This is a genomic window from Megasphaera sp. MJR8396C, from assembly GCF_001546855.1.
In the GTDB taxonomy this organism is placed as follows: domain Bacteria; phylum Bacillota; class Negativicutes; order Veillonellales; family Megasphaeraceae; genus Megasphaera.
The window spans coordinates 1-21,772 of the sequence record NZ_KQ958207.1; the positions used below are offsets into that span (position 1 = coordinate 1).

The window sequence follows — 21,772 nt, forward strand, 5'->3', positions numbered from 1 at the left end:
TCTCATGTCTACCTAAAGGGGAGCATATCAAAAACCGATATGGAGGGGAAATCTTTTTTAGGTTACTTTTCAACCGAATCGCTGGAAGGTTGATCGTTTACCATCTCCAAGGCATGTTATAAGCTGCTTCCCAAATCACTTTGGCGACTTCGACAGGCCGTTGGTTAGCGGCAATATTAGAGTTTGGGCGGTCGTATAAGGGGGCACCGCCACCACTGGAGATGGCACCAGTTGATGTATCGTAGCTGTAATGTACAGTTTTGGTTTTGTAGAGCGTGCCTTTATCGATATTATAGGTTAGCACATTGGCAGCCAATCTATAATAGGGTGGATTATAGTATTCGCTTACGACTGAGGTTTTATCGACATAGGTGCCATATCCCATGCGGCCATATACCAGGACGATTTGGCTGTTTCCGTAAAGATGCTGCGGATAATCTTCTGCATAATTGGTGGTAGGAATTAAGAAGAGACTGACTGCGAAAAACAAAATCATCATCATTTTTGACAAGTGTTTCATGACAGCACATCCTTTCAAAATAAGTATCATCCGAATAATATATACTCATTGTATCATATTATAAAGGAGTAGTGGGCTTTCTTGCAGTGTCGATATAACTGTATATAAAGATGGTCTTGTGAATCGGATGTCCACAAGACCTAAGTATCTAGGATACATTTTTGAGTCGAGCCGTTTTTAAGAAGAGATCACCATCTCCAAGGCATGTGATAAGCGGCTTCCCACACGGTTTTGGCTACGTTTACCGGCCGTTGTTCGGCCATGGGATTGCTGGAACGGTCGTATAAGGGGCCATAGTCGCCGCTGTAGATGGCACCGGTTTCGATGTTGTAACTGAAATGCTGAGTCCTTGTGCCGGAGTAGTATCCTTTCATGGCATTATAGGTCAAAATATTGGCTGCCAACTTATAGTACGGGGGATTGTAGTATTCGACGACGACGGAAGTCTTGTCAACATATACCCCCTGTCCCATATGACCGTATACGAGAACGATTTGGTCGTTGTCGAAAAGAGTAGGTGGAAAATAGACCGACTGCGCCTGGCTGCCAAGGGGAATGAAAAAGAGGCTGACAGCAAAGAACAAGGCCATCATCAGTTTTGACAAGTAGTTCATTACATCACGTTCCTTTCAAAATAAATAGATATTTGAATAATGTATGACTATTATATCATAAAATGATAACTGTAAGGAATCGCTTCGCTGCAAAATGAATATGGCCTTCGGATGTTGCTGAATAAATCTTCCATGGCGGGTTGCTGGACGGAGTCAGGGGCTGACGATGGCAATGTATCGCTCTAGTTCTTCTTGTTCATAAGTTGCGATGAGGGACGTCATTTGTTCCGGATTGTTGTGTCCACTATGATAGGCGTCGAAGCAGTCGTAGTATTTGCGGCGGTCCGTAAACTTAATATCGACGGGCAGGAGGCCTGCTTTTATGAGCTCAAGGTTGAGCAACAGCCGCCCCGTTCGACCGTTTCCGTCAATAAAAGGATGAATAGACTCGAATTCGAGGTGGAGCAATGCGATGGCTTCCAGTATATGTTTTTCTTCTTTCCAGAGGGCATACTGTTGAAGCAGTTGATTGATGGCCGGTTCTATTTGATAAGGCTGAAGTGGGGTATGGAGTGCTCCTAAGATGCGGACTGGGACGCTTCGATACTTGCCGCGGTTTTCTCTGTCGTTCATTAAGACCAAAGAATGAATCGCCTTGATCGTGTCTTCGGTGAGCGGCGTATTTTGGGAGGCAGCTTCGATGATATAGTAAAAGGCATCTTTAAAACCAATGATGTCGAGATGTTCGCGCAGTGGCTTTTCGGTGATGGTAATGCCTTCCTGTAAAATTAAGGCCGTTTCGCGGAGTGTCAACGTATTCCCTTCGATGGCATTGGAGTTGTACGTCGTTTCGATGATAAATTCTTCTCGCAGCCGCTGCAATTCTGCATTGCTTAAAGGACGCAGTCGGTGAAGTGTATTTTTCAAGGAATCAATTTTCGTAAAGAGGGGATTCATAGCGAACTCCTTTCAAGTTGTTTTGGCCGGCATGGCGTCTTTTTTTTGATGTCCGGGGGATGCAGGGAGGTCAGATAGATCGCGGAACAGCCTGATAGTCTCATACTCTTATATACAACTTTACTATGATGTTACTTAAAAAGCAACAAATCACGTTGAAACAGGCGAAGCTGTTGATTAAAATTCACGTCAGTCGATGATTAAAAATTTTTTCAGTGTGTTGTAATAACAACGGATTACCTTGCCCCTCCATGATATACTACGTTCAGAAGTTGAGATAAGTTTCTCTGACATAGAGATAGGTTGCGATATATTAGGAGGTAATTACTATGACAAAGATTACGACAGATATGATTATGGGCGACATCATTCGCCAGTACCCGCAGGTTGTTGACACTCTTGTTGCTCAGGGCATGCACTGCTTAGGCTGCCCGTCGTCCCAGCAGGAAAGCCTGGCTAATGCCTGCTTCGTGCACGGCCTCGATCCGGAAGCCGTTGCCGGTGCTGTTAACGCTGCTTTGGAAGCTGAATAATAGGAGGGATGGACGATGAGCGCATTCTTAGGACCGATTCACTTTTGGTTATATAATAAAATCCAGTTTCAGGAAAATTTGATTGACGAACTCGTCGCCTACGTTACGGCCAAGGGCTGGAGCGATAAGGTTGATCAGTACGTCAGCACTGACCGCCGCAAGCTCGATGAAGTCATCGATGAAGCCAATATCCACGGCTGGCTCCAGTCGCGCATCCACGATGCCGAAGGCCGTTATGCTGCCTTGGTTCTTGATGCAGCCGGTGACGACGCTGAAAAATTCGATGCTTTGAAAGAAGCTGCCCGTGACTTTGGAGCTAAACAGGGCCTTCAGGCCGCAACGGCACCGGAAGCCTTCCACCGTTTAGACGATCTTCTCCTCGACGGCATGCCCTGCGATCAGGTCAACCGCGTTCGCGAAAGCGACGATGCCCGTATTGCCTGGGATCGGACGATGGATCTTCACAGTGAATTTTGGCAGGGCCACGGCGACCGCTATTACGCTCTGCGTCAGGCCTTGGTCGACGGACTCCTGTCGGCTACGGACTATGCCTTAGAAAGTCCAGCTGAAGGCCAATATGAAATCGTAAAGAAATCTGCTTAACACGAAAGAGAGGGAATGCATTATGATGTACTGCACGGAAGTCATGGTCGAACAGCACGCCAATATTTCCCGTATGCTTAAAATCATTCAGGCCGCTTGCTGCGCTATCTTAGAAGGCGGCGAAGTCGATCAGAAAGAATTTGCCGATATCATCGACTTTATCCGCAACTATGCCGACAATCACCATCATCGCCGGGAAGAAGAAGTCCTTTTCCCCGAAATGGTCGATAACCTGGAAGAAGTCGCATCGATCATCATCAAACATGGCATGCTCGTCGAACACGACCTCGTCCGCGCTCACGTGCGTGCCCTCGAAGAAGCCCTGAAGCTTTACGCCGAAGAACCGAAAACGGAACACAAACTCCAGATTTTGGCGGAAGCTATGGCTTATGCCAATCGCTTGCAGATGCATGTTGAAAAAGAAAACAACGTCGTCTATCCCTTGGCTGACCGCAGCCTGCCTGAAAATATCAAAGAAAAAATCGACAAGACGGTCAAAGATTTTGAAAAAGAAGAAGACCCGGCCTTCGTACAAGGTTACCTGGCTCTCTTAGACCGCTTAGAAAAGAAATATCATATTGTTGCGTAAGTAAAAACGATATGAGAAAAGCCGCTCGCCATATAGCATATATGGCGAGCGGCTTGTTGCTTTCATCCGAGCTTTAAAGTTTTTTCAGGCAGGCGATGAGGCTGTCTGTATCTTCTTTTGTTGTGGCCCAGCTGGTTGCCAGGCGGATGACGGTGTGATCGGCATCGTAGGCTTCCCAAGTGCTGAAGGCGACCTTTTGGCTGAGAGCAGCTAATTTCTGATTGGCCATGATAATGAAAATCTGGTTGGTTGCCGTTGGGAAATAGAGGTCGAAACCGGCGTCTTTCAGGCCTTTTCGGATGGCGTCTGCGTATTCGATAGCTGTCTTTCCGATTTTTTCATAGCAGTTGTCACTGAATAAAACGTCGAACTGGGTGCCCAGGAGCCAGCCTTTGGCTAAGAGAGCTCCGTGCTGTTTGATGATGGTGAAGAAATGGGGGATGAGTCCCTTTTTAGGAAGGACGACGGCTTCGCCGATGAGGGCGCCGCATTTCGTTCCGCCGATATAAAAGGCTGTGCAGTACGTCGCTAAATCGGCTAAGGTGACGTCGTTTTCCGGTGTTGCCAGCGCGTAGGCAAGACGGGCGCCGTCGGCATAGAGAGCGAGATTATATTTTTTGCAGACTTCAGAAAGTTCTGCTAATTCTTTTTTGCTGTATAATGTGCCGTATTCCGTGGGCTGGGAAATATAGACCATGCCGGGCTGTACCAGGTGATCCTTAGAGGCGTCGGCTTCGAAGTTTTCCATGAAGCGGGTTACGTCGGAAGCGGCAAGCTTCCCTTGATGCTGGGGGAGTTCAATGACCTTGTGCCCCGTGTATTCGATGGCACCGGCTTCGTGAATGCTGACGTGGCCTGTGGAGACGGCGATGACGCCTTCATAGCGGCGCAGGATGGCATCGATGACGACGGCGTTGGTCTGAGTACCGCCACTTAAAAAGTGAACTTCTCCGTCTGGGCAGTGGCAGGCTTCGAGAATCTTTTGACGGGCTGTTTCACTGATGCCGTCAGTGCCGTAGCCGTCTTGGGGAATCGTATTGATAGCAGAAAGTCTTTCTAAAATGGCCGGGTAGGCGCCTTCCATATAGTCAGAAGCAAAGGGTAATAAGGTCTTCATAATAATCCTCCTGTGGATAATTGTTCTTTACGGATGGCCTCATTATACGGTAGAATAAGGTATGACACAAGTTGTAATTTATCATATTCGTCATGACGAAATGGGTGAACAAACATGGACAGTATCAAATGCCAGGCTCTGCTCCTGGCCATTCAACACGGCAGCTTAACGGCAGCTGCTAAAGAACTCGGTTATACGCAGTCGGGCATAACCCGCATGATTCGATCCTTAGAAGAAGAAATCGGTTTTCCCCTCTTAGTGCGGAATAATCAAGGCGTCCAGCCGTCCGCCAACGGCCGCCAGATGATGCCCGTCTTTCAAGAAGTAGTTCGGGCTTCTCAAAAGGCTGTCGACCTTGGCGCTGCCATTCAAGGCGTCTTGGCCGGTGTCCTCAACGTCGGCTGCTACTACAGCATTGCCGCCGCCTGGATGCCGAAAATACTCAGTAAGTTTCAGGAACTCTACCCCAACGTATCGGTTCATCTCATGGAGGGGTCCAATAAGGAATTGGCTCAGTGGCTTGATGAAAAGACCATCGATTGCTGCCTGTCGGCCAAGTTTGGAAGCGAAGTGACCTATGATTGGATTCCCTTATACGAAGACGAACTCGTCGTATGGTTGCCGCCCGATCATCCTTGGACGACAGAAGATGCCATTACCTTGGCCCACCTCGACGACGCTCCCTTCGTTATTCCACTTCCGAATCGCGATACCGATATCGATCGCTTTTTGGCAGCCAACTTCCTCGAACCGGATATCCGCTTCACAACAAGCGACCCCTATACGGCTTACTGCATGGTTGAAGAAGGACTGGGCATCAGCCTGAATAACCGCCTGACGACTAAGCGCTGGAATGGCCGCGTCGTCCTTCGGCCTTTCGAACCAGCCCAACACATCTCCTTAGGCATCGCCGTTCCCGACATCCAAGAACTGTCGCCGGCAACGAGCAAATTCATCGCCCAAGTCTGGCAGACTGTACAAGGCGAAACGGCGAAAGATAAGGGGGAGGATGATGTCTGAAAACCGGCCAATCGTTTAGGATTGGTTTTTCCTGATTCCAACTACATACGCTGTATCGTAAAGGTCATGAATCTTAGCTTATATAAGATTCATGATTTTTTTATTGAATCGGTTGTGATATCGACTGCATCTCGGATTGTTTATCGATGACTAAGATACTGAGTGAAAAACGGGGCTGTCCGATTTAAAATAAGGTCTATGGGGCGGACCTCGAACAGAGTCTAAAATAATCAAAGCTGCAAGTTAGGAAAGTTTCGTCAAAAAACGTTAAAATGAATACATTTTACGTAGACAATTTTTGTCTACTCTTATTTGTATAATATGATTAATAATTTATAAAATATACACAATAAAATGTGTTTGTTTTATAATACATGGTATAATACATACTGTAAAATCTCGATTTATGGTAATGAAACAGGTAATGAGCAGTGAAGTTGTCAAATATAAAAATATATCAGCATATAGAAGAACTATCTTACTTTATTTAATATGACAATAAAAATATAAATATTGTAAATTCTGCTCAATATTTTGTGTAAATGAAATGTTTTGAACGAGAGAAACTTTGAACTCAACAAGGAAGCAATAAGAATCATAAAGGTGAGGTTGGTTGTTGATCGATATACCAATGGAGATGAAAACAATTATGGGACTATGGAATCGCATTTTTCAAAAAAGAAATTTGGAACGGCAAGAGGGAACATCTGGTAAGGACTCTCAGGATGAGCAGAAGCGTCAGAATGAGGATTCCCAGATAGGAAGTACGATCGCCGGTGTGGAAACGGCCCGGCAGGTTCAAGCCACTGTAGCCCAGAAATTTGCGGTTCCGGATACGTATACGGGCAATCGAAATCTGTATGATGATCCTAATGCAAAAATTGCTGCCAAAAAGGCTCTTTTTAAAGAGGGTACAGTGGTAAAAGATCCATACACCGGTGAACGGCTCGTATTGACGAAGAAAGAAGCAAAACTCCTCTATGGCAAAGATTGGACCAAGCATTTAGCAGAAAGTGACCATATAAAGGCTTTGGAAGAGATTTATCGTGAAACGAAGGACAATCCTTGGCTGACCAATGAAGACCGAAGGAATATTGCCAATTCGGAAAACAATATTCGCGTCACTTCCCGGCAATATAATAATGCCAAGCGGAGTCGCACAAATAAGGAGTTTGTTGACGATAAAGCGTACCGAAAGAAGACAGGCGTTAAATTAACTAGGGGTGGGGGCCAGCGAGCCATTCGCGATGAAGAAAATGCTGCAGCCATCATTAATAGTCAACTCCGTCAAAAATCAATGGAAAATATCATTTCCACGGGGCACCAGGCGGGTACGCAGACCGGCACTTCTGCCGGTGTTACGGCCGTTTCCGTCGCAACGATACAAAACATTGTACAGGTTATTAAAGGTGAGAAAAAGCCGGGAGATGCTATAAAAGATATTGCTGTCACAGGTGGACAAGCCGCCGTTACCGGCTATGTGACCGGTGGAGGATTAACTATTTTATCCCACACGTTGTCTCGATCCTCTTCCGGCTTTATTCAAGGGTTGATGAAATCAAATGTTCCCGGTCTCGTTATCAACTCGTGCATGGCTTTTGGGAATACACTAGATCGTTATGCAGATGGGAAAATTTCTACACAAGTATGTTTGACCGAATTAGGCGCCGACGGCCTTCGGATGGGAAGCGTTGGCTATTCGATGGGGGTGGGGCAGGCTCTTATCCCCGTTCCTATTGTGGGTGCCGCTATCGGAGCTGCCGTAGGGGCTGTCATGACCGGCTCCCTTTACAATATGCTTCTTGGGAGTTTGGGTGATACGGAAGACATCCGCTACCGAGAAAAACTCATATGCCAATGCCAGGAAGCGGCAGAACAAGCTCGCCAATATCGAAGGGAATTGCAGGCTCATATGGATGCTTATTTTGCCGATTACGGCCAGTGTTTTGATGAAGCCTTGGCAGGCATTCGTTTTTCCTTTGCAGTTGGTGATGCTGATGGTGTCATTCGAGGCGCTAATCAAATTACTCGCAAGGTAGGTGGTACGGTTAAATATGAATCAGTAGAAGAATTTAAAACATTCATCGATGATGAGGAAGAAGACTTGTTTTAAAGTGAGGAGTTGATTTTTATGCCAATCCCTTTGTTGATTGCCGGAGCAGTTATTGTTGCCGGCGTTGCGGCACATAGTAAAGCCAGTGATGTCAATGAAGAAGCGAAGAATATTGCAAGTCATGCAGATTCTATTTATAGTAGCCAAAAGTGGAGAACCGAAAAAGCTAAAAAGAATGTCCTGCATGAGCTTGAGAAAGTCGGCCGGCAAAAACAAATGATTTTACTGTACCCCATGAAGTCGTTTTTGGAAACCTATGGCAGACTTAAAAAGGTAGGACTTATCAAGTCTCAGGGCATTGAAGAGTTGGAGAATTTGCCTCAGTTTAATTTTGGGGATCAAGATGCACTGCAGCTTGAAAAACTGACCGATATCTACCAATCGGTTAAATCGAGTGCAGCAGAAGGAGCGGCTGCAGGAGCACTGGCGGGATTAGCCGCTACCGGTACTGGAGGACTTCTCACGGCAGCGGGAACGGCCGGAACTTTTAGTGCCGTCGGAGTTGCCGGTGCCGCTGTAGATATAGCCGGAACGGCCATCGGAGCCGTGGCAGCAGCTCCCCTGGCACTGTTTGTTGCACCGGTCGCTGTTTTTACGGGCTTATCAGCCTTGTCGAATGCCAATGAGAACTTAAGTAAGGCAAAATCTAGCTTAGCTCAGGCTGAACGTGCTTGCGAAGAAATGGAGAATATAGCTGTCCTCTGCGAAGGGATTGTAAAAAAAGCGGATATGTTTGAGAAGCTTATGCTGAACTTGACGGAATTATTTTCTCAATGTCTTGTACTGCAAAATGCTATTATACGGAAAAAGGATAAAAAGAAACAGAGGCTCAGTCGGGATGCTTTTACTGATGAAGAATTGAAGGTATTTGCCGTGTCACGCTCATTGGCAGGGGCTCTGAAGGCCTTAATCGATGTGCCCATACTGGATGACGGAGAGATTTCCCAAGAAGCAGAGCAAAAATATCAGACCGTGCTGAATAGCCTTCCTTCTTATGAGAATAATGTCAAAGAAATCCAGACTGTTGCTAAAGGTTTGAAAGTCAATGTTAAGAAAGAGAAACAACTTTTGTTGGAACCAGTGGCTGATGCCATTATGGAAGAAAATCCGAAATGCGCGGGAAGAGAAAGACCGACTGGCCCATTTGCCGATGGATGGCGTAATAAGGCCTTTGTTTTTTCTATTAGACTTTTGGCTACCGTTTTGATGTGTATTTCTTTGTATTTTGGGACGTACTCGATTTTATTGCAGGGGGGATTGTTGGCCATTCTTTGTTACTTATCTTCAATTGATGAAAAATATTCCTTTTGGCATAAGAAAAAGGTACATCTCATAGGGAGAATTTTTCTGGGATTAGCCGGCCTTTATCTCATGGGTCGCGGAGTTGCCGTATTTTGGACTCAAAGCCGATATCTGGCTAGTTTAGGATGGTTCCTGTTTGGGCTTTTTTTGGGAGTCTGTGGCTTGATTTCAGATAAAGATGATAATGAGACGTATACAAAGACAGTCATGTTTATTCCTTTTATAATTTTGGTTGCACAAATTGCAGGAAAAATTTTGGGCTGGATTTTTTAATGGAATAAAGGGCTTTTAAAAATTCAATAGGTTTTATCTGAAGCATATAAGGAGGTACACATGTATTTATCCATATTGACGGAAAAAGAAAAACAACTGTTTCTAAACCTGGCTTATACCTTGGCCTATAGCGATGGTGAATTTGGCGACGAAGAAAAATTGCTTTTGGACGCTTACTGCAATGAAATGGGGACGACCTTTGATCGTCCTGAGACTGCAGTCAGTTTGAACGAATTACTGGAATCTTTAAAAAGGGATATTTTTGAAAATAATAGAAAAGTCGTCTATTTTGAATTGTTAGGCTTAGCCGTGGTTGACGGTAAATACAGCGAAGAAGAAAAAAAGGTAATGGATACGATCCGCGAAATTTTTGGACTATCCCGCGAATTTGCCGATCAGTGTTATGATTTCCTAACACAGTATCTTCAGTTACAGGAAAGGCTTACAGCCTTATTACTGGGGTGATCGTAAGGAAAGTATTCTTGTTGAAAAAGACGAATAAGCGCGTCATCTTATTTCTGCCACCGGTTTCCGGTGGCAGTTTTTGACTTTTCTACCTGTTTCATAAGATAAAAAGGATCTCCCTCCTTGTCGATGCGATAGCGAGGGCGATGTTTTTGCCTGATTATAATTACATTGTTTCGCATAGAAAAAGTCATGAATCTTAGGAAATATAAGATTCATGACTTTTTTTTGTCGATTATTTTTTCATCATGACAGGACCTGTCCTTGTCAAATGATAAGATAAAGACAAGTAAAAATATAGAAGGGTAAGGAGTCGTCATGTATGAAAATTCAACTCATGTTTCTTTGGAGTGAAATTCAGCGGTTCAGTCCTCAGGAGGTGCCGTTTTTGACTGGCAGGCTGTCTTTTGTGGATCCTGACCGGATGCGTAATCTCTATTAGCTCATCGTTTCCGATGAGGAGGTTATCTGTCTGAGAGACTGAATGATATTAAGGTGGAAAATATCTTATCTGATGATATAACGAGCTATTTTCTGTCATAACGAAAGAGATGAGAGGTATGAAGGAAGATAAAGTTTCACGAGTATTATCACTGTATTCGCAATTAATGGAGGGCCGGATCATTAAGAAATCCGTAGCGGCCCAGAAATATGGCGTTAATGAGCGCAGCATTCAACGGGATATTGAAGATATCCGGGCTTTTTGCCGCAACTGCATCGCACTTGGCGACAGCATGCCCGGTGACTTGATATACGATTATACCGAAAAAGGTTATCGTTTGGAACGGCGGCAGGCGCCGAAGTTATCCAATAGCGAGGTCCTGGCTTTGTGCAAGATTCTGCTCGACAGTCGGGCCTTTGTCAAGACTGAGATGGCGGACATGCTACACAAGGTTATTGCTTGTTGCGTGCCTGAATCGAATCAAGCTTTGATTACAAAACTGGTTAATAATGAGACCTTTCATTACGTTGAACCGCGGCACCGGACGAGTTTTCTCGACACGATGTGGCAGCTTGGCGAAGCTATCCAACAGCACCGCTACGTCAATATTACCTATGGCCGGATGAAGGATCGAAAAGTTGTCGAACGACGACTGAAGCCCTTAGCACTGCTCTTTTCGGAGTACTATTTCTATCTCATCGCTTTCATAGACGACAGCAATATCCAAAGAATTTATGAAAGCGCTCGTGATATGACACCGACCATTTACCGCCTGGATCGTATTAAGTCCCTGGCAGTAGAAAAGAACTTATTCCGCATTCCTTATAACCGACGCTTTCAGGAAGGGGAATTTCGTAAACGCGTCCAGTTCATGTACGGTGGTCCCTTGCAGCGCGTGACTTTCACCTATACCGGATACGATATCGATGCCGTCTTGGATCGGCTGCCGACGGCCAAAATTCTGAGTGAAGAAAACGGAACGTATCAAATCGAAGCTGAAGTTTATGGGACCGGGGTCGAGATGTGGCTGGACAGTCAGGGAAAATACGTCAGCGAGGTTCAGATAAAAGAAATATAACATCGGAGCTTTCATAGTAGCAAGAGCGGATATCTTCGCGTTGAAATACACCATGGAATTAATAATTTATAAAATGAAATACAATAAATCGCGCTTTTTTTGTAACATATGGTATAATATATGATATAAATTAGCCTTCCTAAAATCGCCGATATGCATGACGAGATCTGCTTTTATAGCGATGCAGGATCCGTATGTAGGTCATCATAATGGAATGGATGACGATATGGTGCGGGTTCCTGCAGTCGGAGTACTCCCGTTGGTATCATGGTTACCGCATCTGAAGCTGCCCATTACTTGAGAACTTCAGAAGATGAAGGCTGACAAACGGAATTTGACAGGTGATCTTGAAGAAATGTACCTGTTAGGAAGCGATTGTGAACCGTTACAGTGTGATGTTGTGGGGAATGAACAGATCGGATTGGGCGTGATGCATTGAAAAAAGATAAGGTTTCACGTGTATTAGCGTTATATTCGCAGTTATTGGCCGGTCGGACGGTGCAGAAGGCAGAAACGGCACAGTACTATGGTGTCAATGAGCGCAGCATTCAGAGGGATATTGAGGATATCCGCTCGTTTTTCCAGGATGATGCGGCGGTTCGTGACGGCGGCATTTGTGATGTGGTCTATGACACTAGGGAGAAAGGCTATCGACTGGAAGGCGGGCAGGTGGCGAAGTTATCAAATAGCGAGGTCCTGGCCTTATGTAAAATCTTGCTCGACAGTCGAGCTTTCGTTAAGAGCGAAATGGTTGAAATGATAAACAAGGTCATCGCTTGTTGTGTGCCCGAATCGAATCAGGCCTTGATTACCAAGCTGGTGAATAATGAGACCTTTCATTACGTTGAACCGCGGCACCGGACGAGTTTTCTCGACACGATGTGGCAGCTTGGAAAGGCTATCCAACAGCATCGCTACGTCCATATTACTTATGGCCGACTGAAGGATCGAAAAGTCGTTGAACGGCGGCTGAAACCCTTAGCACTCCTTTTTTCGGAGTATTATTTTTATCTCATCGCCTTCATAGACGACAGCAATATCCAAAAAATCTATGAAAGCGCTCGCGATATCACGCCGACCATTTATCGCCTGGACCGGATTAAGACCTTGTCGGTGGAATCAGAAAGTTTCCGCATTCCTTATAATCAACGTTTTCAGGAAGGCGAATTCCGAAAGCGCGTCCAGTTCATGTACGGCGGGCACCTGAATCGCGTGAACTTTACCTACATTGGCGGCGATATCGATGCCATCTTGGACCGCCTGCCGACGGCTAAAATTCTGAGTGAAGAAAATGGAAGGTATCAGATCGAGGCCGAAGTCTACGGCAAGGGCGTCGAGATGTGGCTGCGAAGCCAGGGGAAATATGTCTGTAATGTTCAGCTGAAAGAGATATGACATCGGTGACGGTGGCTGAAAATTATTTTTTGATAAGAAGAGATTGTCCATGGCGATGCCGTTGTGGACAATCTCTTTTGGTTTTGGCAGAACCTTGTTATAATAAAATAAAGTTCTTGTTTCTGCCGGTGGCAGCAGAGACGATTTCCGATTCGTTATAGGTTAGATTCGCCATTTTTTTCTTGAAAGCAGGTGTGTTCGTGCTCTTATTTTCGACCATTTTACCAATCAATGAAAAGATGACCAAGGAAAAGTTTATTCGACTGGTTATCGAGTGGAATCAAAAAAGTAACTATCCAGAAAACATTATTCCCAATCTGGTGTGGGATGGTAAGTATACTACTTCCTATGAAACGGACCATCTGCTTCTTGATATAGAGGAATATCAGAAGGAAGACATCGTTGCTGTTCGCTATGAAAAGCGTGACGCTGAAGGTGTTATTTGGGATTCGGACTATATCATGAATTTTAAAGACATGAAGATGTCTATCCGTTTAGACCGCAGTTATCTGGAAGAAGCGCTGAAGGTAGATCCGGAATTTTCGACGCCTCACTTTATTTCCATGCTTATCGATGGCGGGTATTTAAGGGCCGATAATGGTCTCGACGTACGACGGACACCGCTCATTATCGATGAGGACAATATAGATATTGCCGTCGAGATCATGACCGGGAAGCGTCGCCCTCGTCTGCCTGTCGTCTTCGTGTCTAAGACGTCGGATAACGAAGATCCCATTGATGTAAATAAGTTGGCCGGCCGACTAAAAGGGGCAGCCCACGTCCTAGTCCAGGGAGATTATGAAATGGAAGCAACTCTTCAGGAGGATAGTGGCAATGAAAAATTAGGTAATGGCAGTATTGACATTTATTTCCCCAATCCTGCCGTCGGGCACAAACGATACATGTATCGCCGCAATCCGGGCTATGATATTCAGTTGACGGAAAATATAATTGAAAGGGTCATTCAGTACGGGAATGCCAAGCGCGTGTCACCCCTCTATGTCTGGGCCGGTGTCACCAGTGCCCTTTATGAGGATCAATATCGCCAATCCCAGGAGGCCTATGCATCTGCCGACAAGGCTCGACATGAGGCCCTGTATAAATTGCTTGACTTACAAGGGCGGTATGACGAAGATGTTTCTCAGTCTAAACAGGAAGCCGACCAGCTTTTAGAGAGTTTTGACGAGGAGAATCGAAAGCTACGGGAGGACAATGAACGCCTGCGCTGTCAGAACGTACAACTGGCATATGAAAACCAGGGACTGCGTTCAAAACTTGATTCTCAGACAGGTGTCCCCGTCCTGTTCATGGGCAATGAAGACGACTTCTATGCCGGCGAGATAAAGGATTTGCTTTTGGCAACACTGGAATCCGGCTTAAAAGGCTATTTAGCTTCCGGTACACGACGATACGATGTGGTGAAGGATATCCTTGAAGCTAATGACTATCGGCATATCAGTGAGAAAAAGTCTGCTGAGGTAAAGCAGTTGTTCAATAACTATAAAGGCATGACTTCAAAAGTGAGGCGGGGACTTGAAGAGTTAGGCTTTGAAATTCAGCATGACGGCGGTCACTACAAGGCGATTTACTACGGTGATGAGCGGTATATCCTCGTTTTTGCAGCTACCCCCAGCGATAACCGGGCTGGGAAAAATAACGCTTTGGAGACTATCAAAAAAGTGTTTTGATTCCATGTTTTGGATAAGAAATGGCCAATTTTGGCCGCTTGAAAGGGGGAGGATTTGTAATAATCGGTTATTCCATGGTATAATTAAATGCTATGAATTTATGTACGGGAGGTATATGAATGGCTACAGGTCAGGAAAAGATTGATCAGCTCCGGGAAAAGCTCGCAAAAGTCGAGCTCGGCGGCGGTCAGAAGCGAATTGATTCGCAGCATAAAAAAGGAAAGTTGACAGCCCGCGAACGGCTGGCCAAGTTGTTTGATGAAGGCAGCTTTACGGAAATGGGGCAGTTTATCCATCATCGCGGTACTCATTTCGGTTTGCAGGAAAAAGAAATCCCCGGCGACGGCGTCGTTACCGGCTACGGTACGGTACGGGGCCGACTGGTCTTTGCCTATGCCGAAGATTTTACCGTTGAAGGCGGATCCCTTGGTGAAATGCACGCCCATAAGATTGCCCAGATGCAGGAAATGGCCCTCAAGATGGGAGCCCCTGTCATTGGCATCAACGATTCCGGCGGCGCCCGCATTCAGGAAGGCATCGATGCCTTGTCCGGTTTCGGCCGCATCTTTATGAACAATACGTCGGCTTCCGGCGTCATTCCTCAGTTGGCCGTCATCATGGGGCCCTGTGCCGGTGGTGCCGTTTATAGCCCGGCCTTGATGGACTTTGTATTCATGGTTAAAAATACGTCTAACATGTTCCTCACCGGCCCGGCGGTCATCAAATCGGTCACGGCGGAAGAAGTCACGGCAGAAGAACTCGGCGGCGCCATGACTCATAACTCGATTTCCGGCGTCGCTCACTTTGCCTGCGAAAGCGAAGACGACTGCTTTGAAAAAATCAAGGCGCTCCTCGATTTCCTGCCTAGCAACAACATGGAAGAAGCACCGGTCGTCGACTCGAATGATGATCCGAACCGCGAAGACGAAAGCCTCAATTCGATCATCCCCGACGACAACAACGTGCCCTATGATATGCTCGATATCATCCGCTCCTGCGTCGACGACGGCAATGTATTCCAGGTCCTTGAAAACTACGCCTTGAATATCATTACCTGCTTTGCCCGCTTCGACGGCCAGACGGTCGGCATCATTGCCAACCAGCCGAAATTCCTGGCAGGCTGCCTTGATATCAACGCTTCGGACAAGGCTGCCCGCTTCATTCGCTTCTGCGACAGCTTCAATATTCCCGTCGTCACCTTCGTCGACGTACCGGGATTCCTGCCGGGGACCAATCAGGAATACGGCGGCATTATCCGCCACGGCGCTAAAATGCTCTATGCCTACTGCGAAGCTACGGTGCCTAAGATTACCGTCGTTACCCGTAAGGCTTATGGCGGTGCCTATATTGCCATGTGCTGCCGTCAGCTCGGTGCCGACATGGTCATGGCCTGGCCGTCGGCTGAAATCGCCGTCATGGGTCCTGATGGCGCCGTCAACATTATCTTTAAAAACGATCCGGATAAAGAAAAGAGAAAACAGGAATATATCGACGAATTCTTGTCGCCTTATAAAGCTGCTGAACACGGCCAGATCGACTGCATTATTGAACCGAAAGAAACGCGGCCGCGCATCATCAGCGCCCTGGCGATGCTTTACAGCAAACGTGAAGAACGGCCGGCCAAGAAACACGGCAATATGCCGTTGTAAGGAGGTGGCCGTATGTTAGAAATACTGTTTGCGGCAATCGGCGTCTTAATCATCATTATTTTGGTTTTGAGCCGATACTACGATACCCGCTTCCGCGCCTTAGAACGAAAGATGGAAGACATGACTGCTTTTCAGCAGAGTGTAAAAGACCTTTCGGAAGCGGTCTATGATTTAAAGACCGCTGAAAAGAAGGAAACAAAGACACAGCCTGCCCCGGAAACCAAAGACACGGCCAATCCGATCGTTCCCGTTGGTCAGCGTCAGCCGGCTGTTGTCGAAGCCCGTCCGTTGGCGACGGTGCCTGAAAGCCGTGAGGCTTCTGATTCCGACGAACTCCCCGACGACGTCGTGGCTGTCATCATGGCAGCCGTAGCCGCTTACGGGTATTCGCCGGCAGCGATTCGCTCGATCCGGCTTTCGCATCGCGGATATAAACGCCATCGGGAAAATTGGGCTATGGCAGCCCGCCTGGGTGGTATGAAACGTTAAGGAAAAAGTCTTTGAATCCAGGAGGATACGGATATGAAAAAGTTTAAGATTACAGTCAATGGCAAGTCATACGAAGTTGAAGTAGAAGAAGTAGGCGGCGCGACTCCGGCAGCTCCGGTTGCACCGGCACCGGCAGCACCCGCACCAGCAGCTCCGGCACCGACACCGGCTCCGACTCCGGCAGCACCGGTACAATCTCCGGCTCCGGCCGTAGGCGGCCCGATCCCGGACGGTGCCATCACCGTCAAGGCTCCGATGCCGGGCAAGATTTCGGCACTCAAAGTGGAAGCCGAAACCGCTGTCAAACGAGGCGACGTCCTCCTCGTATTGGAAGCCATGAAGATGCAGAACGACATCACGGCAACGGCTGACGGCAAACTCCACGAAATGCGCGTCAAAGTCGGGGACAATGTCAAAACCGGTGACGTCTTGGCTGTCATCATGCCCTAAGTAACATAGGCTCGATAAAAGAAATATGCATACAAAAAAGAGGTTCGCTGACTTGTAACTGTCGGCGAACCTCTTCTTTATAGTTAGAAATAGATTTATTTAGCAGCAGCTTTTTTGGCTTCTGCCTTGGCTAAGAACGGGGCCGATTCGATGATGAAGCGTTCGTGGGTAGCTTCACCGACGAGGCCGGCGTCGTCATGGGCTTCGATCTTAAAGGTCAATTTTTTGCGGTCCTGTTCGACGAGGGTCGCTTTGGCCGTGATGGTAAGGCCAATCGGCGTGGCAGCGACGTGTTTGACGTTCATGGCGATGCCGACGGTGTTATAGCCTTCCGGGAGCTGAGGATCGCAGGCGTTGATGGCTGCGTTTTCCATGAGGGCAACCAAGGCCGGCGTAGCGTAGACTGGCGATTTGCCGCTGCCCAATTTAATGGCCGTATTATCTTCCGTGCATTTTTCAGAAACTTCAGCGGCTGAGTTTTTTTTGATATCAAATTCCATGGTGTATAACCTCCTTGATGTAGGTGAGAATATGCCTGAACTGTATCGATAAAGGCATTTTACATAACCATATCATATCACATTTTGGTTCTTTTTGACAGCAAACTGTTTGCTTATCGGGGGTCGGGATAAGGATTGTCATCGATAAAGACGGGCCTTTTTGACAGAAAAAGCGCCATAGGATACAATAAAACTATATTTTTCAGAGAAAATGAGGAGTGATATCATGAAACTGAAAGGAATATGTCTGATTGCAGCGGCAGTCCTCTCCATCGGGACGGCATCGCTGGCCAAAGACAAGGGCACCTTGACCAAGTTTCCCAATTGGGGTGTCATCACCGTGCCGAACGATATATACATGCAGAAGGGGACGCAGCCCATGCTGACGGCGGCGGATACCCAAAATGATGTGACGGCCTTGTTTGAAAAGATTTTTCCCCTCCAGCCGGAAACGTACCAGGTCGTAAAGAAGGATGATGCCGATTTTCAGTATGCCTATTTGATGCATTATACGGCCAGCCTCTGGGACGTCAGAGCTGCCGTTTACGGTGAAAACCGGGAAAATGCGTACTTGCGCGACATCGGCGGTCGTCCCGATCCGAAAACGTTAATGGATCGACTCAATCAAAATATGGCCAACCGTCTGCCCGATGGTTTTCGCTTGACTGAACCGGTTACGGCCAAAAAGTATAAAGGACGGGTCTTTTATGAATGGACTGTTGAAAAATCGCTGGTCATTAACAGCAACGCCTTTACGGAAACGATTCATGGCCTTGCCTGGCAGCATGGTGATACGATGGAAATTGCCGTCATCTTAGGCAATGTCGCAAAATCCGGTGACGACGACATCATCAGCACGATGACCGATATGTTGAAAGATGCCAATAAGATGCCGAAAAAATAAGGGTAGCTTAAGGAATAAAAAAAGCCTTGCATGAGTGAAAAAACTGCATCATGCAAGGCTCTTTTGGATTTATAAGGTTTTCATCAGTTGTTCGAGGTGGGCCGTGAGCTTCATGTTTTCTTCGTAGTCGATGGGGCAGTCGATGATGACCGGTTTATCCTGCTGGAAGGCCTTTTTCAAGGTCGGCAGGAGATCTTCCGTCTTTTCGATGCGGTAGCCGATGGCGTGGAAGCTTTCGGCGAGTTTTACGAAGTCCGGATTGGTGAAGTCGACGCATTCGTGATGGCCGTACTGCATATCCTGTTTCCATTTGATGAGGCCGTAGCTGCTGTCGTTGAAGATGAGGGTGACGAAGTTCGTGCCCAGGCGGTAGGCCGTTTCAAATTCTTGGACGTTCATCAAGAAGCCGGCATCACCAGTGATAGCCAGGACCTTTTTATCGGGGTGGACGAGTTTGGCTGAAATGGCGCCGGGAACGGCGATGCCCATGGTGGCAAAACCGTTGGAAATGAGGCAGGTGTTTGGTTCGTAGCAGTTGTAATGGCGGGCGATCCAAACCTTGTTGGCGCCGACGTCGGAGATGACGATATCGTCTTTATCCATGATTTTCCGGCAGTCGATGAGGGCTTTCTGCGGCTTGACCGGGAAGGACAGGTCTTCGGCATAGCTTTCATGTTCAGCGACCATTTTCTGACGGATGTTGAGGAAGGCGCGCGGTTCCGGCAGGCGGGCGGCCTTTTCCATGATGCGTTCCAAGGAATCGGGGATGTTGCCGACGACTTCGACCTGGGGCTGGTATTTTTTATTGATATCAGCCGGCATGGTGTCGATGTGGATGATGTCGGCGTTGGTCAGATGCCATTTGGCCGGGGCGTATTCGATGATGTCGTAGCCGACGGCGATGACCAGGCTGGCCTTTTCGAGAATTTTCGTTTGATAGTCGTCCATGGGAATGCCGACGGTCCACATGGAATACTTGTTGTCGAAGGGGATGGCCCCTTTCGCCATCATGGTATTGACGACAGGCAGTTTGAGTTTTTCCGCAAAGGCCGTCAGCTGTTTGGCAGCTTGGCTGCGAATGACGCCGCTGCCGGCCAGGATAACCGGATTCTTGGCGTAAGAAATCATGGAGGCTGCCATTTTGATCTGTGATTCTAAGGCCGTTTCCGGCTGAATCGTCTTGTGCTGCAGCGGCTTTTCATCATCGCCGACGGGCATTTCGCTGATGTTGACCGGAAGGTCGATGAAGGTAGCACCCGGTTTTTCACGTTCGGCGTACTTAAAGGCCAAGCGGGTGATTTCAGCCATCGTATCGGGACGGACGACGGTGTAGGACCGACGGGTGATGGGTTCGAACATGGCTCTGAGATCGAGGTACTGGTGGGCCGTGATGTGCATCTTATCGGTTCCGACCTGACCGGAGATGGCGACGACGGGGGCGCCGTCACAGTCGGCATCGGCGACGCCGGTGATGAGGTTCGTCGCACCGGGCCCGAGGGTAGCCATGCAGACGCCAGCCTTGCCTGTCAGTCTGCCGTAGACATCGGCCATGAAGGCAGCACCCTGTTCATGACGGACGGTGATAAATTCAATCTTTGAATGCTCCAAGGCATTGATGATGGCTAAGTTTTCTTCACCGGGGATACCGAAAATATAATGGACGCCTTCTTCTTCAAGGCATTCGATGAGAAACTCTGCCGTGTTGCGCATCTTTTTTTGTACCATTCCGAGAACACTCCTTTAAAGGTAATGGATAAATTAAAAATTGCTGTTGTAACCTGTATTATAATATGGGACAGGACCTTTTTCAATGACTTACTTGTATTATCAGGATGTACAATCTAATTTGACCTGAATCGACAAGGCCAAAAGGGGTATGCAAAAGGGCATCATAAAGCCTTTATGAGCACTGTTTGCTGAGGATTAGATCGGAAGAGAATAGGAGAATATAATGAATATATTGATTAGCAGCTGTCTCTTGGGACAGTATTGCCGCTATGACGGGAAGACCAAGACTTATGAAGCGATTGAACCTTTATTGAATCGTCATGACATTCATTTCATACCCATCTGCCCGGAGCAGGCCGGTGGTCTTCCGACGCCGCGACCGGCAGCTGAGCGCTGCGGGGAAAAGGTACTGACCAAAGAAGGCTGCGATGTGACGGCTCAATATGAACGAGGGGCAGAGGCGGCGCTTTACGTAGTCCGTCTCTTTCACTGCACGAAGGCCATCTTAAAGGCCAAGAGTCCGTCCTGCGGCTCGGGCCTCATTTACGACGGGACCTTTTCCCGGACCCTTACTGAGGGCGACGGCGTGACGGCAGCCCTCTTAAAAGCGGAAGGCATTGAGGTTTTCAGCGAAGGGGACCCTTTAGAATACTTGCTTTTATAACGGCGGTTTGCTACAATATACGAGTACGCAAGTGAGGAGGTTTCAGGGTGAATACTTTTTTGCATGAAGTTTGTGAATGGCTTTATTCTATTGTCATCGCCTTGGCCATTGCCATGGTCATCCATATTTTCTTCTTCCAGCCGACCCGCGTTTCCGGCGAGTCCATGATGCCGACCCTTAAAAATGGGGAATACCTCATCGTTTCGAAATGGAGTCACGTCATGGGAGAAGTTCCTAATTATGGAGACATCGTCATCATCGACAGCCGCGTCCAGTATCCGCGCACGTGGAAAGATGATGTCGCTGAACCGATGAACAACTACTTGGCGTTCTTTGACCACGACTTACAGACGAAAAACGTTTGGGTCAAACGAGTTATCGGCCGCCCCGGTGATACGCTGGCTTTCCACGACGGAAAGGTTTGGCGCAATGGGGAACCGTTGGATGAACCCTATATCAACGGTCCGATGGAATACAGCAGTCGGGAAGAAGTTAAAGTCCCGGAAGGCTACGTATTCTGCATGGGTGATAACCGCAACCACAGCAGTGACAGCCGCTTTATCGGTCCGGTTCCTATCGACCACGTGTTGGGCCGCGTCATTTGGTAAGCGGTCTTTACGACAACTGCATACGACAGTTCGCAATCCATCCTGTCGCTAAACAAAACTAGGACGCATAACCAAAATGGGTGCAGTGTAGACGGGATTGCTTCGGCAGCCCCGTCTTTTTTATTTGTTAG

22 protein-coding genes are annotated in these 21,772 nt (G+C 47.3%); 16 read left to right on the top strand and 6 right to left on the bottom strand.

The genetic code is table 11. From position 1 onward, the window contains the following. Nucleotides 1–97: 97 nt before the first annotated feature. The 3 genes from HMPREF3201_RS10125 to HMPREF3201_RS12075 all read right to left on the bottom strand — a co-directional run bounded on the left by HMPREF3201_RS10125 (nucleotide 98) and on the right by HMPREF3201_RS12075 (nucleotide 2,031). A complete protein-coding gene (locus tag HMPREF3201_RS10125; RefSeq protein WP_062412951.1) occupies nucleotides 98–520 on the bottom strand; it encodes a hypothetical protein in 423 nt (140 codons plus the stop codon). Between the two features lie 188 nt (nucleotides 521–708). Next, on the bottom strand, nucleotides 709–1,134 hold the full coding sequence (locus HMPREF3201_RS10130; protein WP_062412952.1) for a hypothetical protein: 426 nt from the start codon (nucleotides 1,132–1,134) through the stop codon (nucleotides 709–711). Between the two features lie 153 nt (nucleotides 1,135–1,287). Next, nucleotides 1,288–2,031, bottom strand: coding sequence for a Fic family protein (locus tag HMPREF3201_RS12075; protein WP_062412953.1), 744 nt, complete (start codon nucleotides 2,029–2,031; stop codon nucleotides 1,288–1,290). 329 nt (nucleotides 2,032–2,360) lie between these two features. On the opposite strand from HMPREF3201_RS12075, the gene HMPREF3201_RS10140 reads away from it, so the two are divergent. The 3 genes from HMPREF3201_RS10140 to HMPREF3201_RS10150 are packed head-to-tail and all read left to right on the top strand — an operon-like array spanning nucleotide 2,361 to nucleotide 3,756. Then, nucleotides 2,361–2,564, top strand: coding sequence for a DUF1858 domain-containing protein (locus tag HMPREF3201_RS10140; RefSeq protein WP_062412954.1), 204 nt, complete (start codon nucleotides 2,361–2,363; stop codon nucleotides 2,562–2,564). Between the two features lie 15 nt (nucleotides 2,565–2,579). Continuing rightward, a complete protein-coding gene (locus HMPREF3201_RS10145) occupies nucleotides 2,580–3,167 on the top strand; it encodes a hypothetical protein (protein ID WP_062412955.1) in 588 nt (195 codons plus the stop codon). A gap of 22 nt (nucleotides 3,168–3,189) precedes the next feature. Next, on the top strand, nucleotides 3,190–3,756 hold the full coding sequence (locus HMPREF3201_RS10150) for a hemerythrin domain-containing protein (RefSeq protein ID WP_227163101.1): 567 nt from the start codon (nucleotides 3,190–3,192) through the stop codon (nucleotides 3,754–3,756). A 73-nt stretch (nucleotides 3,757–3,829) separates the two neighbouring features. On the opposite strand, the gene HMPREF3201_RS10155 is transcribed toward HMPREF3201_RS10150, so the two are convergent. Continuing rightward, nucleotides 3,830–4,873, bottom strand: a complete 1,044-nt coding sequence (locus tag HMPREF3201_RS10155; RefSeq protein WP_062412956.1) for a threonine aldolase family protein — start codon at nucleotides 4,871–4,873, stop codon at nucleotides 3,830–3,832. A 114-nt stretch (nucleotides 4,874–4,987) separates the two neighbouring features. On the opposite strand from HMPREF3201_RS10155, the gene HMPREF3201_RS10160 reads away from it, so the two are divergent. From HMPREF3201_RS10160 to HMPREF3201_RS10205, 10 genes are all read left to right on the top strand, one after another. Beyond that, on the top strand, nucleotides 4,988–5,893 hold the full coding sequence (locus tag HMPREF3201_RS10160; RefSeq protein ID WP_062412957.1) for a LysR family transcriptional regulator: 906 nt from the start codon (nucleotides 4,988–4,990) through the stop codon (nucleotides 5,891–5,893). A 631-nt stretch (nucleotides 5,894–6,524) separates the two neighbouring features. Beyond that, the gene (locus HMPREF3201_RS10165; protein WP_154253965.1) at nucleotides 6,525–8,006 is read left to right on the top strand and encodes a hypothetical protein; all 1,482 of its coding nucleotides are present in this window, start codon (nucleotides 6,525–6,527) and stop codon (nucleotides 8,004–8,006) included. 18 nt (nucleotides 8,007–8,024) lie between these two features. Next, the gene (locus tag HMPREF3201_RS10170) at nucleotides 8,025–9,581 is read left to right on the top strand and encodes a hypothetical protein (protein ID WP_062412959.1); all 1,557 of its coding nucleotides are present in this window, start codon (nucleotides 8,025–8,027) and stop codon (nucleotides 9,579–9,581) included. 60 nt (nucleotides 9,582–9,641) lie between these two features. After that, nucleotides 9,642–10,046, top strand: a complete 405-nt coding sequence (locus tag HMPREF3201_RS10175) for a tellurite resistance TerB family protein (RefSeq protein ID WP_062412960.1) — start codon at nucleotides 9,642–9,644, stop codon at nucleotides 10,044–10,046. Between the two features lie 560 nt (nucleotides 10,047–10,606). Further along, nucleotides 10,607–11,566, top strand: a complete 960-nt coding sequence (locus HMPREF3201_RS10180; protein WP_082709434.1) for a helix-turn-helix transcriptional regulator — start codon at nucleotides 10,607–10,609, stop codon at nucleotides 11,564–11,566. Between the two features lie 435 nt (nucleotides 11,567–12,001). Beyond that, nucleotides 12,002–12,961 (top strand): helix-turn-helix transcriptional regulator, encoded by a 960-nt coding sequence (locus HMPREF3201_RS10185; protein ID WP_062412962.1) that lies wholly within the window; start codon nucleotides 12,002–12,004, stop codon nucleotides 12,959–12,961. Nucleotides 12,962–13,161: 200 nt separating this feature from the next. Next, nucleotides 13,162–14,649 carry a hypothetical protein gene (locus HMPREF3201_RS10190; RefSeq protein ID WP_062412963.1) on the top strand — a complete coding sequence of 496 codons (1,488 nt, stop codon included), beginning with the start codon at nucleotides 13,162–13,164 and terminating at the stop codon, nucleotides 14,647–14,649. A gap of 119 nt (nucleotides 14,650–14,768) precedes the next feature. Beyond that, nucleotides 14,769–16,298: a methylmalonyl-CoA decarboxylase subunit alpha gene (locus HMPREF3201_RS10195; protein ID WP_062412964.1), complete on the top strand. Its 1,530-nt coding sequence runs from the start codon at nucleotides 14,769–14,771 to the stop codon at nucleotides 16,296–16,298. A gap of 12 nt (nucleotides 16,299–16,310) precedes the next feature. Then, the gene (locus HMPREF3201_RS10200; RefSeq protein WP_062412965.1) at nucleotides 16,311–16,787 is read left to right on the top strand and encodes a hypothetical protein; all 477 of its coding nucleotides are present in this window, start codon (nucleotides 16,311–16,313) and stop codon (nucleotides 16,785–16,787) included. 33 nt (nucleotides 16,788–16,820) lie between these two features. Continuing rightward, entirely contained in the window at nucleotides 16,821–17,237 is a 417-nt protein-coding gene (locus HMPREF3201_RS10205) for a biotin/lipoyl-containing protein (protein ID WP_062412966.1), read from the top strand. A 95-nt stretch (nucleotides 17,238–17,332) separates the two neighbouring features. Here the strand turns inward: HMPREF3201_RS10205 and HMPREF3201_RS10210 are convergent, their stop codons facing one another. After that, nucleotides 17,333–17,737, bottom strand: coding sequence for a thioesterase family protein (locus tag HMPREF3201_RS10210; RefSeq protein ID WP_062412967.1), 405 nt, complete (start codon nucleotides 17,735–17,737; stop codon nucleotides 17,333–17,335). Between the two features lie 226 nt (nucleotides 17,738–17,963). On the opposite strand from HMPREF3201_RS10210, the gene HMPREF3201_RS10215 reads away from it, so the two are divergent. Continuing rightward, nucleotides 17,964–18,641, top strand: a complete 678-nt coding sequence (locus tag HMPREF3201_RS10215; protein ID WP_062412968.1) for a hypothetical protein — start codon at nucleotides 17,964–17,966, stop codon at nucleotides 18,639–18,641. Nucleotides 18,642–18,710: 69 nt separating this feature from the next. On the opposite strand, the gene HMPREF3201_RS10220 is transcribed toward HMPREF3201_RS10215, so the two are convergent. Continuing rightward, the gene (locus tag HMPREF3201_RS10220) at nucleotides 18,711–20,366 is read right to left on the bottom strand and encodes an acetolactate synthase large subunit (RefSeq protein WP_062412969.1); all 1,656 of its coding nucleotides are present in this window, start codon (nucleotides 20,364–20,366) and stop codon (nucleotides 18,711–18,713) included. Between the two features lie 226 nt (nucleotides 20,367–20,592). On the opposite strand from HMPREF3201_RS10220, the gene HMPREF3201_RS10225 reads away from it, so the two are divergent. Beyond that, nucleotides 20,593–21,033: a 2-thiouracil desulfurase family protein gene (locus HMPREF3201_RS10225; protein WP_062412970.1), complete on the top strand. Its 441-nt coding sequence runs from the start codon at nucleotides 20,593–20,595 to the stop codon at nucleotides 21,031–21,033. A gap of 47 nt (nucleotides 21,034–21,080) precedes the next feature. Further along, nucleotides 21,081–21,641 (top strand): signal peptidase I, encoded by a 561-nt coding sequence (gene lepB, locus HMPREF3201_RS10230; RefSeq protein ID WP_044504261.1) that lies wholly within the window; start codon nucleotides 21,081–21,083, stop codon nucleotides 21,639–21,641. The last annotated feature ends 131 nt before the right edge of the window (nucleotides 21,642–21,772 follow it).